Source organism: Candidatus Zixiibacteriota bacterium (assembly GCA_021159005.1).
Lineage (GTDB): Bacteria > Zixibacteria > MSB-5A5 > UBA10806 > 4484-95 > JAGGSN01.
Window position 1 is genome coordinate 1 of record JAGGSN010000166.1, and the last position, 16516, is coordinate 16516.

9 protein-coding genes are annotated in these 16516 nt (G+C 40.1%); 7 read left to right on the plus strand and 2 right to left on the minus strand.

All coding sequences use genetic code 11. The annotated features are described in order from the left end of the window. Positions 1-278 precede the first annotated feature (278 nt). From J7K40_10580 to J7K40_10595, 4 genes are all read left to right on the plus strand, one after another. Complete coding sequence (locus tag J7K40_10580) at positions 279-1382, plus strand: IS1380 family transposase (protein MCD6162844.1); 1104 nt, start codon at positions 279-281, stop codon at positions 1380-1382. Next, positions 1315-1590, plus strand: a complete 276-nt coding sequence (locus tag J7K40_10585) for a transposase (GenBank protein ID MCD6162845.1) — start codon at positions 1315-1317, stop codon at positions 1588-1590. Before J7K40_10580 ends, J7K40_10585 begins: the two co-directional genes overlap by 68 nt. A gap of 190 nt (positions 1591-1780) precedes the next feature. Next, a complete protein-coding gene (locus tag J7K40_10590) occupies positions 1781-2497 on the plus strand; it encodes a sulfite exporter TauE/SafE family protein (protein ID MCD6162846.1) in 717 nt (238 codons plus the stop codon). A 378-nt stretch (positions 2498-2875) separates the two neighbouring features. Further along, entirely contained in the window at positions 2876-4606 is a 1731-nt protein-coding gene (locus tag J7K40_10595; GenBank protein ID MCD6162847.1) for a leucine-rich repeat domain-containing protein, read from the plus strand. 265 nt (positions 4607-4871) lie between these two features. On the opposite strand, the gene J7K40_10600 is transcribed toward J7K40_10595, so the two are convergent. Continuing rightward, positions 4872-5216 (minus strand): hypothetical protein, encoded by a 345-nt coding sequence (locus J7K40_10600; GenBank protein MCD6162848.1) that lies wholly within the window; start codon positions 5214-5216, stop codon positions 4872-4874. Between the two features lie 586 nt (positions 5217-5802). Between J7K40_10600 and J7K40_10605 the strand changes: the two genes are divergently transcribed. The 3 genes from J7K40_10605 (at position 5803) to J7K40_10615 (ending at position 15420) form a co-directional block, all read left to right on the plus strand. Further along, entirely contained in the window at positions 5803-8910 is a 3108-nt protein-coding gene (locus J7K40_10605; GenBank protein ID MCD6162849.1) for a hypothetical protein, read from the plus strand. Between the two features lie 864 nt (positions 8911-9774). After that, positions 9775-13185 (plus strand): PAS domain S-box protein, encoded by a 3411-nt coding sequence (locus J7K40_10610; GenBank protein ID MCD6162850.1) that lies wholly within the window; start codon positions 9775-9777, stop codon positions 13183-13185. A gap of 75 nt (positions 13186-13260) precedes the next feature. Further along, a complete protein-coding gene (locus tag J7K40_10615; protein MCD6162851.1) occupies positions 13261-15420 on the plus strand; it encodes a PAS domain S-box protein in 2160 nt (719 codons plus the stop codon). Between the two features lie 14 nt (positions 15421-15434). Here J7K40_10615 and J7K40_10620 read toward each other — a convergent pair whose 3' ends face one another. Next, the gene (locus J7K40_10620; GenBank protein MCD6162852.1) at positions 15435-15875 is read right to left on the minus strand and encodes a PH domain-containing protein; all 441 of its coding nucleotides are present in this window, start codon (positions 15873-15875) and stop codon (positions 15435-15437) included. Positions 15876-16516 lie beyond the last annotated feature (641 nt).

Below are 16516 nucleotides of genomic sequence, written 5' to 3' on the forward strand. Positions count from 1 at the left end.
CTCTGGATTCCCAATCAAGTTGGGAATGACGCGGACGGTGTTGGGAATGACGCGGGCAGTGTTGGGAATGACGCGGGCAGTGTGAGAATGACGCGGGCAGTGTGAGAATGACATCACTATAGCATTCACTTAAGGCGGACAAAAGGCCGGACAGTAGTGACATTATATGATTATGCAATCTAACCCGAATAATTCACAAATTTATTTTTAGCTTCACAAAAAGGCCTCCAAGTCTTAGAATAATAATATGTTAACAACTAAAACAAGGAGGTTTAAAATTGACAGAGTGTAATCAATCATCATTTTCGTATTTCGTCAAGAAAAATCTTACAGCTGATTTCAAAGGCGGCGAGATTTCCTCCGATTCGGGTTTACTGTTACTGCGTCAGTTGGATCAGGAGTTGGGTTTGACCAAGGGTTTGGGCGATTGTATCGATGATGAACGCCATCAGAGTTATACCAAACAACCTATTTTAGATTTAATTCGTCAACGGACGTATCAGATTATGGCTGGCTATGAGGATGCCAATGATGCTGATGAACTCAGGCATGATCCCATTTTAAAAAGTGTAACAGGACGACTTTTGTCGGATGAACCGTTAGCTTCCCAGCCGACTATTTCCCGGTTTGAGAACGGGGTAACATTCAAAGAAATTTTCAAGCTTTTAGACTATCTGCTTGACTTTTATATTTCGAATAAATCAAAAGATACGGTTGTCGGTTCTTCGCCTTTGAAAATTATTATTGATGCTGATTCAACGGATGCTCCTGTTTGCGGTAATCAGCAATTATCACTTTTTCATGGTTATTATGGAAATTATATTTACCATCCTTTGTTGATTTATGATGGTGATACAGGTGAGTTGATAACGGCAGTCTTGAGACCAGACAATGCTCATGCCAGTCGCAGGATAGTGGCAATATTAAGGCGGATTATCAAAAAGTTAAAAGAGGCTTTTAAAGATGTTGAAATAACATTCCGTGCTGATGGCGGTTTTGCTATTCCGGATTTGTATGAATTTTGTGAGTCTGAGAGCATAGACTACATAATTGGTTTTATTACCAACAACAGAGTACTTGCTTGCGGAGAGAAGTTGAGAGATACTGCCAAAGAGAAGTATTGCGAAACCCAGACCAAGCAGCGTCTTTTTGATGATTTTGATTATCAGGCTAATTCATGGGACATGCCTCTCCGGATAATTATAAAAGCGGAGCATAATGACAAAGGTTCTAATCATCGCTTTGTGGCAACTAACATGACTGGTACTCCGGAAAGGCTGTATGATTTTTACGCTTTAAGAGGCGACTGCGAGAATAGAATCAAAGAATTTAAAGAACGATTTAAAGGCTGGCCGGTTAAGCTGTCATCGTTTTGCAGCTAATCAGTTCCGTTTGGTTATGCATGCTATTGGTTATGTTCTGATAACAGCGCTGAAGAAGTATCTCAAAGGGACAATTCTGGAGAATGCTCAAGTATCGACAATCCGCTGCAAGCTTATCAAGATTGGCGCCAGAGTGGTTCAAAGTTGCCGCAGATTCTGGGTACATCTCGCCAGCGGCTACCCGTTGAAAAAACTGGGAAACTCTTGATAAATATAGCTTGTAAAAGGACAAGTATTCAGTTACTTTGTGTGTGAAAGCAAAGCAACATAATAATGCAGTGCTTAAGTTTTTTTCTCACTGAGCAAGGAGAATCTGTTGCTATTAATAGTTTTTCAACAGCCTAGCATAATACTATCCTCCAAAAAGTAAACTTGTAGCGTTAGTAAAGATGAACTCATTGCTTGATCTTTTAGCGCTCTTTTTGGCCTCTTTGGTGGCAGCGGCAGTTTCAGGGGCCGCAGGCTTTGGAGGCGCGCTCCTTTTGCTCCCGCTTCTTGCGGCCACCGTTGGCACTACACAAGCTGTCCCGCTGTTGACTATTGCCCAGTTCATCGGCAATGTTTCTCGTGCCGGTTTTGGGTTTTCGCAGATACACTGGAAACCGATCGGGTTTTTTCTAATTGGGGCGGTTCCGTGCAGTGTTTTGGGAGCCTTTTTTTTCGTCCAGCTGCCAAAAGATTTGGTCATGCGCCTGATTGGTCTTGCCATTATAATCTTCGTCGCGCTGAAGTACTTCGGTTTACTGAAGATCAAGCCAGGTTCCGTATTTTTGATCGCAGGTGGAGGAATAGTTGGCTTTCTATCCGGGCTGGTAGGAAGTGCAGGGCCTCTCGGAGCTGGTATTTTTCTCTCCCTGGGCCTTCCTCCAGCTGCCTATATAGCCAGCGAAGCCACTACAGCTCTTGTTATGCATGGTGTGAAGACCTTCGTTTATCAGAGATATATAGTGCTTGATAATGAGTTTTGGTTTCTGGCTGTTCTGATGGGATGCGCAATGATTATAGGAACCTGGTCAGCCAAACGCGCCATCAAACGAATCCCGCAGGCGAAATTTCAACGATTCGCGGCTATCTTGCTAATCGTTATTGCGGGCTACATGGTCATTCATGGGTAGACGAGTCATGGTAACTTTCATGGTTCGCTCTTGGTTGGCGATGCGATCAACTCCCCAGTGCTTCAATAAAAGGCATTACAAAACATGCACATCCCCAAGGACGATAATAGTCAAGTTCACCTTTGACAGGTCGCTTTGCTCCGTTGGTCTCAATACCGCTCATCATATAAATTGGGTCTCCAACATGCCAGGTGACTGTTTTTCTACATGCAGGTGGTTCAGAAAAAGAATGATTTCGTTACGTAAAGATTTCCAGGCAGCAATTACCATATCGAGGAAAAGATATAGTAATCATTCTAATGGTCGGTTTATGTTATACTTATTATGTAAATTGCCGAAATATCTATTATAAACAATATGAAAGGAGATTTTATACAGATGAAATATATAGTTTATTTCTTACTGTGTTTCAGTGTACTCATGATAAGCTGCGATAGCGGCAGCACCGATTCAACCGATGAAAACACTCCTCCGGCGGAACCATCCTCACCCTCACCACCAACAGGGGCAATTGACCAGGCAATAACCGTACAATTCGCCTGGAGTTGTTCTGACCCTGATGGCGATAATGTTAATTACAGCATTGCTTTGGAAACTGATTCCGCATCAATTGGTAGTAATTATTTCGTTTCCGGATATTACGATACGGTTTATAACTATTCGACTCAACTTGATTACGGTACAACCTATTATTGGCAGATTAAAGCGTTAGACGACCATAACAATCAAACTCTGGGGCCGGTATGGAATTTTACAATCAGGAGTTTTGACAGCACCGTCGTAGCTTTCGCGGACACAAATCTCAAAAAAGTAGTTGCCAACCATATAGATGGCCGCAGCTTTTACGACACAATCTATGTTACGGACGTTGACACGATTACAGACTTACGCGTCGATAGTTATTATGAGGTACACAGCTTAGGCGGACTGGAACACTTTGAATCGCTTCGGGATTTCAGGATATGCGATAACAACATCACAGAAATCTCACCTCTTGATAGCTTATTTAATCTGGAAACACTTTATATCTCCGCTAATGAAATAACTGACATATCTGTTTTATCCGATCTTACAAATCTCACTTACCTTGACATTGGCAATAATCAAATTTCAGATATTTCTTACCTGTCAAATCTGGTAAATCTGACATATCTTGATTTTGCTAATAATAGTGTTGCCAGTATTGATGCTGTCGAGGAAATGCTTCAATTAACAACGTTGAGCGGTTCAAATAATCAAATTACAATTATTGATGCTGTAGATGATTTAACCCTTCTAACCAACCTTTTTCTTCATGAAAACCAGATAAGCGACATGTCTCCGGTCCAAAATCTAAGCAATTTATCGATATTATCTCTAAATAGTAATCAGATAACGGATGTGCCGTCATTAGCCAATTTAACAAATTTAGCCAATATTAGTATCTACAACAATTCCATAACCAATATCTCAGGACTCTCAACTCTTACATATCTAACCAATTTGAACCTTGAGAGCAACCAGATTTCCTCTATTTCCGCGCTTGGAGATTTTACCAATTTAAAGACTCTTGACTTAAGCTATAACCAAGTGACAGACCTAACACCGCTGGAGAATTTAACAAGTTTAGAGACTCTTTATTTAAGCTATAACCAAGTGATAGACCTAACACCGCTGGAGAATTTAACAAGTTTAACACAACTCTTTGCGGATAATAATCTGCTTACCAATCTCGATGGTATGGAAAATCTTGATAGTCTGGAAATGGCTGACTTGTTTGACAATCAACTTACAGACATCTCCGGTGTTGCGAATCTGACAGGGTTGGTTTACCTGGCTTTGCAGCGCAACGATATTGTGAATATATCGCCTTTGGCAAACCTGACAGGGTTAAGTTATTTATCATTAGCTCGAAACGACATAATTGATATATCAACACTCCAGAGTTTAACAGGATTAATGACTTTATACCTCGTGACTAACGAGATTACTAATATCCTGTCTCTGGTCAATAACACCGGTCTTGGAACTGGCGATGAGGTGAATCTGATTCAAAATCCGCTGGATAGTATTTCGATAGATACCTATATCCCGCAACTTGAAGCGCGCGGTGTGATAGTGTCATATTAAAAACCGCAGTAAATTTCACTCACACTTGACCGACTAAGGATTTAATGTTGAGTTACACCAAATGGATTCGGAAAAAACCCGTCCTGCTATAATTTTAAGATAGTTGTGTAGTCCTGATTAGCTAAACAGGCTTGATATTATGCCGCCTATAGGTGTCTTTTGATGCATTAAAGTTTGTGAATAGTTCGGGTTGGTCTGATGTTTATTTTCGCGCTAACTTATTGAATATTATATTGCCGCCATATTAAAAGGCTTGCGATTATTCTTACTCCCTGGTTTTAAAATGCGCTAAGGCACCAATAGCCAATACCAGCGATAAAATGACATGTGTCCAAGCCAAGGCATGCGCACTTTCTGGCAGATAACCAAATGTTATACCAAAAAGATAGTATAGCACACCGATGATTGCTATTATCAACAACATCGATATGCGAGTAATCGAGTTCTTGGATAGATAATAGCTCATATATATTAAATAACCAAGAGCGAAAAAGAAAGGAATTTCGGAATTAATCTCAACACCAATCGTGCCGATATTAACAGCTAAGAAAAGCATCACAATGCTGTTAAACCCCATCCAGAATTTGAATCTAAATAACGCCATCTCCATTAAGTATATTATAAAATTTATTATATTATGGCAAGTAAATTTGTTGATAAAGTATTTCTCTTGTTTCAATTTTAATGGTTCCTTGACAATAATATCTTTTCTGTGTGTCTTTCAAACCGAGAGAAGATCACCGCATCAGAGCTAACAGACAAGAAGCATATAAACATGTATATATTTGCATATTTTGTGCAAATATATACATATACAGGATAGATAACCCCAGTTTGCAATATTAAGTTATCCTCAGTTATATTATGATGTTAACTTACATCCTCTTTTTAACTTATTGATATTGTTAGTTTATAATCTTTACCTTGCTCATTTCGTTCATATTTGGAACAAAATTCAACTAACCTTTGATTATTATTCAAGTTATGGCAAAGTATTTGCTGATTAGTAAGTTGCTTACGGTTATCAGCGTAGGATGAAAGTGAGGGAGATTTGAATGTATTTAGAAACTATGCTGTTAAATTCTATAGGTAATCTAAATAAACACTTCAGTTATTATTATCCGAAAAAGAAGCGAGTCTGATATTAATTTTTTTAACCATGAAGCCAGCATTATCACTTTTCAACGGAGGGATATTTGAGAATAGCGCTATTGTTTGCTTGTGTTATTTTGTTATTTAGTATTGTTTCATTGCCAGCCGCAATAATCCGCGTTACTGATGATTCATTATCGATTCAAGAAGCTATTGATTCATCCTCTGATGGCGATACGGTGCTGGCTGCTGATGGCCGCTACTATGAGAGAATCACTTTCGATGGCAAGAATATAATTGTCTCCAGCGAATTTATCATCGATGGCGATACCATGCATATATGCAGCACTATTATCGATGGCGATACTTCAATTACTCCAATAGTTGCTGATACCGGAAGTGTAGTAAGATTTGTTAATGGTGAGGATTCTACAGCCGCATTAATTGGATTTACGGTTCAGAATGGTATCGGCATTTCAGGTTATGGCGGAGGCATTTATATTCTTGATAGTTCTCCCGAAATAATAAGCTGTAGGATTACCGACAACTCAGCATCAATTAAGGGCGGCGGAATCTGGTCAAATGCCGCTCCGTATATTTTCAAGTGCAGCATATTCGGCAATGACGATGGCGGAGGTTTACAATTCGGACGTGTTTATCCCAGTCTCTGTCATGTCATAGTAGATAGTTGTTTGGTAAGTGATAATATAGGCGTAGGAATAAATTATTATGTTTCGGCTTACTTACAATCAAACCCTGCTACTATTTTAAACGTTACGGTTGAAAATAATACAGGTGATGGCATTCTTTGCGCAGGACCATACAGCGATGAAAACACTATCTCCGGTTGTATTATTCGAAACAATGGCGGAAACGGTATCGACCTTGGATTGCCGGAGTTGGGTGAAGAACCGCCTGTCAATGTTGAAGACCGTTCGCCGAGCAATATTCTAAATTGTGTAATCGAGGGCAATGAAGGGCGAGGAATAGCAGCTCTTCATGGCTCGTTTATAATATCGCTGACAATTGACAGCTGCTTAATTGCAGACAACACTGGCGGGGGAATATATTTTTATGGTTATGAAGGCGGATACGGTTTCACAATGTCCAATACCGAGATTAGCGGCAATTCTGCCGCATTGGGAGGTGGAATATATTACTGTTCCGGCTATTTAGGCAATATTACTAATTGCCTTTTCTATAATAATTCCGCTCAAAAAGGCGGTGTAATCTACTCCACCTGCAATATGATGTTGGATGATAGGGCGGAGGGATCATTTTCTAATTGCACATTTTCTCATAACCATGCCGATACCGGTTCAGCATTTTATTTTAACTATTCTTACAGCGGCACAATAGGATTTAATAATTGCATAATTGCCTTTAATGAACCCGGCGAGGCGGTTTACTCATTAGGCTGGTCAGGTAGTATTCCCGTTTTCTCCTGCACCGATATATTCGGCAATAAAGGCGGCGACTGGACTGGATATATCGCTGACCAAGCCGATTCTAACGACAATTTCTCGCAAGACCCGGCTTTCTGTGATACTGCTAATAACGATTTTCATATATCTCACTTATCACCCTGCGCCCCGGACAACAATGACTGTGAAGCTTTAATAGGCGCGCTAAGCATTGGTTGTTCGGGGCTTAATAATTTCAGCTTAATCGGCCCGCCTGAGGATTCTATACTTGTCAATGTTCCCTATCAGTTTGTCTGGCAATCAACCATGGATATCGATTCGGGTTATGCTGCAACATATATTGTTTTTATCGATGACGATTCCTTGCTTGGCTCGCCCATATTTTCAGAAATTATCTCAGATACCATCTATACTTTATCCGATACGCTTATTCGCTCGACCCGATACTATTGGCGCGTACAGGCTGATAACGATTATGCCGCTCCGATATTCAGCGATGAAACCAGGAGCTTCTATATCAATGGTTATCCAATTGAACCCGTTATAATTGCTCCGGAAAATAATGCAAATGCAGATACATCAATTTATCTGACATGGCTTGTAAGTATAGACCCTGATAGTTTTGATGCCGTATCGTATGCTGTTCAGATTGATGATGATTCGCTATTCAATACGCCGGAAATAAATCAATCTGGTCTAACATCCGATATGCTATTAGAAGATGCTTTCGCCATAATGCTTGGCGATTTAGAGGATATCGAAAATCTTATAGCAGATACTCGATACTATTGGCGAGTAAGGGCTGATGACAGCTATGGTCTATCTTCAAATTGGCCGGATAGCCTGTTTTATTTTATCTACCTTAATCAGAATCATGCGCCCAACCCGCCTGTCTCCGGTTTCTCGCCTGCCGATGATGAAGAGGTAATATCCCTCATGCCCACTATAACCTGGGATGACGCTATCGACCCGGACCCCGATGATAACAGCGATGTCTTGCGATATGTTTTCAATTTGATAGAGGATACCAGCTGCGGCAGCTATCAATATTGGGATACGACCGCTCAGGGAATCAATCAAGTTGTCGTTCCCGATACCCTTGATGATAATGCTTATTTCTATTATACCGTAAAAACTATCGATGACGATGGTCTGGAATCAGATTGGAGCGCTGTTCAGAATTTCTGGACAAATCATTTCAACTACCCGCCGGAACCGTTTTCTTTGATATATCCGGAAACCGAAACCAGATGGGTTGATTATTATACCCTGTTCAGATGGGGCAATACGTTTGATTATGACCCTAACGCAAGCTTTGATTTCACTCTGCAGTATTCTACCGACAGCCTTTTCAATAATGTCAAAAAATACGAATGTATTACAGATACAATGATTATCATCTCTACTGATTCATTAACATTAACAGGACAAACGTTTTACTGGCAAGTTTTAGCTATTGATGACGACAGCTTGATTACTTATGGCGGTATCCCCGAAAGCGAATACCGCAAGCTGGTTATACATCCCCCCGGCGATGCCAACTGCGATGGCATATTAATGGGTTCTGATGTGATTTTCTTAGTTAACTTCTTCAGAGGGGAAGGACAGGAGTCAATGCCGTTTTTAGCCGGCGATGCCAATGCCGATTGCCAGTTGCTTGGCAGTGATGTTACTTTTCTTGTGCAGTATTTTACAAATAGCGGTCCTGCGCCGATTAGGGGAGATTGCGAACAGATAGAAGTATTGACAGAAGAGCGGAGATTGCCAGCTAAAAGCGCGGGGGATTGAAAAGGACAATACAGATTCTATCGGGATTTGTTGCATTTATTCATTCGCAGGTCGGATTCCGAGTGAGCGAAGCGAATAAGCGGACGAGGTCATTTATTTAACCCGACACCTATCGTATAAACCCTGATTTTGCGGTCCTGCCCGCCGGCAGGCAGAAGCTGTCAGCATGACCAATCTCTGGATTCCCAATCAAGTTGGGAATGACGCGGGCAGTGTGGGAATGACATCATTATAGCATCCGCCTAAGGCGGACAAAAGGCCGGACAGTAGTGAAACAATATCAAAAACTTATTGAGAATACAGAGTGTTTTTTATGCTGTCGGAGGTTGCCTTGTGCTGTCGGAGATTACTTCCGACAGTTCTGGTAGAAGAGTCCGCCTATGGCGGATTAAAATTTACGAATAATGCAGAATAGAAGTAATTATCATTCACAACACTGCTATCAATCTCTTTCACTTTGTATATGAATAGTGGTTGATTTCATTAAAAAGTGAAAAAAGTGTGTATGCAATACACACCTACTCGATGCGGTATATTAAATTAGATTTATTGATAGAAAACCAACGGCAAAATCCGGGATAAGAATATACCACTCAATAGGTAAAGTAACATTGTCATTCCCGTAAAAACCGGAATCTAAACCTTCTCGTCGCAGGCGGGGCTGTTTGCTAACTCAAAGTCAGATAACAAAGAATAAGTGTTTTTGCAAATCAATCATGGATTCCTCGCCGCTACGGGGAGGAAGAAACTCCGATGAAAATAACTTGTTGACAATAATGTTATTATGTTATTAATTAAAATGGTTAAGGTATTAAGAGATAGCATAGTAAATGTTGCGCGGATATTTTTTTAACGGCGGCTTTTATGGAACATGACGATAAAAAGAAAAACAACAACAAACCTGATGATAAATATGAGATTATAAATATCAATGAAGCTGCTTTCGCTGCTATTCAAAACACCGTTCAACAATTACAGATTGAAAATGAAAAGCTGAAAGCGGAAAATCAGAAGCTTTGCAGGTCTGGGTCGGGGCAATTTACTGAATATATGAGCGGTATATTCGAAAACGCTTCTTTCGGCATGTATCGGACTACTCCGGATGGCCGGATTCTTATAGCAAATAATGCTATTGCTAAAATGCTCGGCTATTTATCTGTGGATGAACTTTTAGGGCGAAATCTCGAAAAGGGTGGATATGAGCCGGGATATTCACGAGTTGATTTCATAAATCGTATCGAAAAAAACGGTCAGTTAAGCGGCCTTATTTCTGCCTGGACAAAACGTGATGGCTCTATCATATATGTTCGTGAAGACTGCCGAACGATTCGCGATAAAAACGGTAAAACTTTATATTATGATGGCATTGTTGAGAATATAACCGCATACCGAAAAGCGGCTATAGCACTTTGTCAATCCGAGAATAAGTATAGAACCTTGGTTGAAACTGCCGACCATGCGATAATACTGACCAATCTTAAAGGCAACCATCTATTCCGTAATAAAGCTTACTATATAAATTTTGGCTACAATGTCGGCGATAATATGGGCATTAATGAACTATCTATAGTTCATCCTAATGATGCGGCAATATTAAAAAATAAACTGACTGAAACACTTAGAAATAGAAAATCTGTCTGCGAATACCGGGTAAAACATAAAGAAGGCCACTGGATATACTGCCATGCCAGTTCTGTTGTGATATATGATAATAACAACAAACCGGAAATGATTTTAAAGATTATTGAAGATATAACCGAACGCAAGAGAACCGAAACAACTCTGCGGGTTTTGTCTTTGCGAAATGAAGCAATCTTAGCCGCTGTTCCCGATATTATTGCGGAAATTGGCGCTAACAAGAAATATGCCTGGGTTAATCAGGCGGGGTATGATTTTTTTGGGGATGATGTTATTGGCAAAGAAACCAGCTATTATTTCGAGGGGGAGCAAAAAACACATAATGCTGCTCAACCGCTTTTCAATGGCTATGAAAACGTAATCTATATTGAAAGCTGGCAAAGGCGCAGGGACGGCGAAAAGCGCTTGCTTGCCTGGTGGTGTCAAGTTCTTAAAGATGTTGATGGCAATGTTACCGGCACTCTTTCAACAGCCCGCGATATTACCGAGCAGAAAAAAGCCGAGGAAGCTTTGCGATTATCTGAAAAAAAATATCGTCAGGTAGTTGAGCATGCCACCGAGCTAATTTTTACGACCGATATTAACGGCAATTTTCTTTTTGCCAACTCCGTAGTACAACATATTTCGGGATACTCAATAAAAGAACTAAGACAAATGAACTATCTTGACTTAATATTGCCTGAGTATAGAAGAAGCTCGCAAATTCATTTTATGAAGCAGTATTTAAAGCGCGAAACGACAAGCTATTTAGAGTATCCATTTCAGACTAAAGATAATAAGACACTCTGGTTTGCCCAAAATACCGCGCTTAACGTTGAGAACGATAAAATTATCGGTTTTCATGCAGTGGCTCGCGATATAACCGAACGCAAAGCGGCAGAGGAGGCGCTTCGGGAAGCGGAAGAGCGATTTAGAACTATTGTTGAGACAGCTCCATGTTTTTTGGCTATCACTGATAAAAAAGGTAAAAACATATATGTCAGCCCTAATTGTGAAAAGATTACAGGCTACACCCAAGAAGAGTTGAAAAAAAACCAGACATGGATGGTGCATGAGAACGATAATGAAAAAGCAAGGAAACTCTATGAGTGCACTTTCCGCGAGGGGAAATGTGAAAAGGATTTTGAATATAAAGCGGTAAAAAAGAACGGTGAAATATGGTATGCCTCAAGCTCTTGGGAGCCGCTTAAAGATAACGATGGGAAATTTAAAGGCATTGTTTTCCAAACGATTGATATTACCAAACTCAAGCGAGCCAAGGAAGCGCTTCGGGAAACGCGCGATTACCTTGAGAATTTGATTAATTATGCCAATGCCCCGATTATTGTCTGGGATTCGGAATTACGTATAACCAGATTTAATCATGCTTTCGAACAGCTTACAGGCCGTAATGCGGGCGAAATGATAGAGTCTCAACTGGGTATATTATTTCCGATACAACAGCGGGAAAAGTCGATGGCTTTAATCAGGCGCACTATTTCCGGCGAAAGATGGAATGAAGTTGAAATCCCCATAATGCATACAGATGGTTCGGTGCGGATTGTATCCTGGAGTTCGGCGACTTTATTTACCTCAGACGGCAGTAATCCAATTGCCGTAATAGCGCATGGCCAGGATATCACCGAGCATAAAAAAGCGGAGGAAGCGCTTAAGCAATCCGAGGAAAAATACCGCACTCTGATTGAGAACATTCAAGACGGTGTTTTTGTTATCCAAAATCGAAAACTTATGTTTGCAAATGAGGCATTTGCTAATGTATCAGGTTTTTCCTTAGATGAGATTATAGGCAAAGATTTTAAGGATTTTATCGCCCCCGATGATCTGGATTTGTTAGAAAAGGCATATTTACAATTGATGTCTGATGAAAATATACCGGCAGAATTTGAATTCCGCGTCATACAAAAAAATAAAAACGCCTATAATCACGTCAATATGACCGCCGGTCTTTTCAATTACCAAGGCAAGACAGCGGCATTAGGCACACTCAAAGACATTACCGCCCGCAAACTGGCGGAGGATAAGGTTAAACAATCACTCGCTGAGAAAGAAATCCTTCTTAAAGAAATACACCATCGAGTAAAAAATAATCTTCAAGTTATTTCCAGTTTGCTTGAATTGCAGTCGGAACATGTTACAGATAATAAAACTCTTGAAATACTTAAAGTAAGCCAAAACCGCATCAGGGCAATGGGGCTGATTCATGAAAGCTTATATCATTCTTCCGATTTGTCCCAAATTAATTTTACCGGCTATATTGAAAATCTCTTGGAAAATTTATGTAATTCATTTGGCATCAATATTGAAGCTATTAAAATAAGTATCAATGTAGGGGATATTCAATTTTCTATTAGCAAAGCAATTTCATGCGGGTTGATTATCAATGAGCTTGTTACAAATTCATTAAAATACGCTTTTAAAGATGGCGAGGAAGGCGAAATTGCAATTAGTTTATATTCTGATGACGGACATTATACTATGATAATCAGCGATACCGGCGCTTGTTTTCCTGAAAATTTTGATTTTGCAAACACAGAAACGCTCGGGCTGCAGCTGGTTAATTTATTAGCAAAACAGCTTAAGGGAACCATTGAATTAAACAGAGAAAACAAAACGGAGTTTATTATATCATTTGCTTGAAAATGCAAATATTATATATTATTGCATTAATCATTTTGGGCGGTTCTCAACTGATATTAAGAAAGGAGGGAAGTGATGACATCAGAAACATATATACTTGTTGTTGAAGATGAGCCGATAGTTGCAAAAAATATTCAAAGCAGATTACAAAAGCTTGGTTATAAGGCGCCGACAATAGCCCTGTCGGGAGAAGAGGCAGTACAAAAAGCTGCCAAGTTTCGTCCCGACTTAGTGCTAATGGATATCAAACTGGAAGGGGGTATAGACGGCGTAGAGGCAGCTCGGCAGATTAATATAAGTGATGATATACCAATAATATATTTATCTGCTTATGCCGATGACAACACGATAGACAGAGCCAAAAACACTAAACCATTCGGCTATCTGCTAAAGCCCTTTGAGGTAAAAGAGCTTCATTCTACTATTGAGATGGCGCTTTATAAACATTCGATGGAGAAAAAACTTAAAGAGAGTGCAGACCGATTCCGCAACTTATATCTAAAATCTCCGCTGGGTTATCAATCGCTTAACGAGGATGGCTATATAACTGAGGTCAACCCTGCCTGGTGCAGCTTGCTTGGTTATTCCCGCGAGGAAGCAATCAACCAATGGTTTGGCGATTTTTTATCGCCGGATTATCATGATCGTTTCCGCGAATATTTTTCCCGATATAAAGAAGCCGGCGAAATCTATGGCGAACAATTTGAGATAGTTCGCAAGGACGGCAATCGCATCCTTGTGGAAATCAACGGTAAAATCAGCTATAGCAATGAAGGCGATTTCAAACAAACACACTGTATCCTTAATGATATTACCGAACGCATTCGCGCAGAAAAGGCGCTGGAGTTTTCAAGTTCGGTAATGCAACAGGTATCGGATGCCATAATTGTAACAAGCCTTGATTTCAAAATTACTCATATTAATGATGCTGTTAAAAAACTATATGGATACTCAGAAGAAGAGCTGATAGGCAAAAGCCCCGATATTTTGAATGCTGAAAAAATAGTGAAGAAAATTCAGGAAAATATTTATAAAACAGTGTCTGCCGGCAAGGTATGGACAGGCAAACACTCCAATAAAAGAAAAGACGGCAGTACTTTTATTTGCGAATTTAAGATTTCCCCTATGTACGATAAGAATAATCAAATTTATTCCTACATTGCGATACAGCGTGATATAACCGAACGAGAAAACGCAAAGGAAGCATTAAATCAAGCAAATCTGCAATTGAAAGCTACTTTGGATGCACTTCCGGATATTTTATTTGAGGTTGACCGGAATGGCGTAATCTATAACTTTCACGCTACTTATCCTGAATTTTTATATGCCTCCCCGGATAAATTCCTTGGCAAACCGGTTAGCGAGATTCTTCCTCAGGATGCGGTAAACATCATAATGAATGCTATTAAACAGGCAGTCGAAACAGGACGGCATATCGGCGCAGTTTATCCGCTTAGGACAGAAACCGGGCTTTATTGGTTTGAGCTGTCTATTGCCGCAAAAGGCAATCCTAAAAAGCCGGAAGGCCGTCTTATTGCGCTATCTCGAAATATTACCGATAGGGTACAGGCAGAAAAAGCATTGCAAAAAAGTGAAGAACAATACCGCCTTCTTGCTGAAAATATAACCGATGTCATCTGGCTTATAGATAATAAGTTGAACATTACCTATGTCAGTCCATCTATTGAAAAGATGATTGGCTACAGCCCGGATGAGATAATGAATATTAAATGGGATAAGCTTTTATCGGCTTCATCAATGAAATCAGCTGAAAAAATAGCTGCTGACGAGCAGAATCTTGAGATAACCGGTAAAACCCACAGCCTTAATACTATCCAGGCTAATGAATTTGAACTAATCAGCAAAGACGGCGCCCTTATTTGGATTGAATGCCAGTCAACTTTCATGCGCGATTCTAACGGACAGCTCACCGGAGCTTTAGGCGTGGCGCGCAATATCAACCAACGAAAATGGGCAGAGAAACAGCAGGATATTCTTATAATGAAACTTCAGAATGCGTTGGATAGAATAAAAACACTAAGCGGTATTATTCCGATATGTTCTTCCTGCAATAAAATTAGAAACGATGACGGCAGTTGGGAAGATATAGGAGAGTATGTTAAAACTCATTCAGACGCCGAATTTACACATGGCCTATGCCCTCAATGCGCTTCAAAACTGTATCCGAATTTTTACTCTGATGACAAAGATAACAAATCGAAGCCTGAGGAATGATTATAGAGACATCACTATTCAAATTCATGCCGGCAATAGGGGCATATCTTAGCCATTTGCTTAACCAGTTCGCCGCAATCGGGACAGGTTTTTCCCATTCGTAATTTCCGCAGACTGGCATTGTCTATCATGGTTCTAGCATAGCCGCAAAGTTGGCGAGCATGTTCTTTTTTGATGTTTCGCAAACGAAGCTCACTGCCATCCTGTTTGGAGAAACAGATTGTTCCTTTTACAACCCCTTCTTCGAGAACAACTTTTTTAAGCGTAACCCAGGGAAAGTCCTCATAGCTGTATTTAAACATTCCTCTTTTACACAGAATCACCCTTAAGGGTGTCGTCGCTATTGACATATATTTTCCATCAGCAATAGCTTTGGGAATAAACTGCTCGATTTGCTCATTTTCGGGAAGGCTGTCCCTAATGACATTTTTTATTTCATCAGCTCGCATTATCATTCTGTTCGGTTATTTATATTAAAAATGTTATAGTGTCAAATTTATTTTGGGGAGCTTCAGCTAAAATCTATTTGAATAGCAAAATAACTTATGGGCGGGTTTATAATAGAGTAGACTAAGACTCTTGTAGTCTTGATATGGTCAGTGCTGGAATGGTCAAAACCTCAAGAGTCTCTACCTACAGTTTTAATAATACATTGTTGACAAATTGCGATTACCGATTCTATTTTAATGGAGATAGAATAATAATGATTATCTTTACTGTCCGGCCTTTTTCATAGAGTTCTTTAAATATTATCCAACAAGCGAAACTTGCTTGATTCGCAGCCCACAGAACAACAAGACATTGGAAAACTCCAGCAAACATCGCCATTCCACTTTTTGCTTTGCATAATATTTCATGCCTGTCTGCAGACAGGAGTAATTAAATTTCAGAAATCGATTTTGATTCGATGATTATCCATTTACGTCATTCCCGAAAACGGGAATCCAGAAATCTGTATGTTAAATCAATGGCGGATAACAAAAATACCGTGCCCCGTGTCCGCAGACAGGCGGGCGCCGGCAGGCAGGAAGTGTTGGCATGACCAATCTCTGGATTCCCAATCAAGTTGGGAATGACGCGGGCAGTGTTGGGAATG

Coding starts and splice junctions, on each gene's coding strand:
- J7K40_10620 (MCD6162852.1), bottom strand. CDS start 15,875: ATGATAATGCGAGCTGATGAAATAAAAAATGTCATTAGGGACAGCCTT.
- J7K40_10600 (MCD6162848.1), bottom strand. CDS start 5,216: ATGGAGATGGCGTTATTTAGATTCAAATTCTGGATGGGGTTTAACAGC.
- J7K40_10615 (MCD6162851.1), top strand. CDS start 13,261: ATGACATCAGAAACATATATACTTGTTGTTGAAGATGAGCCGATAGTT.
- J7K40_10595 (MCD6162847.1), top strand. CDS start 2,876: ATGAAATATATAGTTTATTTCTTACTGTGTTTCAGTGTACTCATGATA.
- J7K40_10610 (MCD6162850.1), top strand. CDS start 9,775: ATGGAACATGACGATAAAAAGAAAAACAACAACAAACCTGATGATAAA.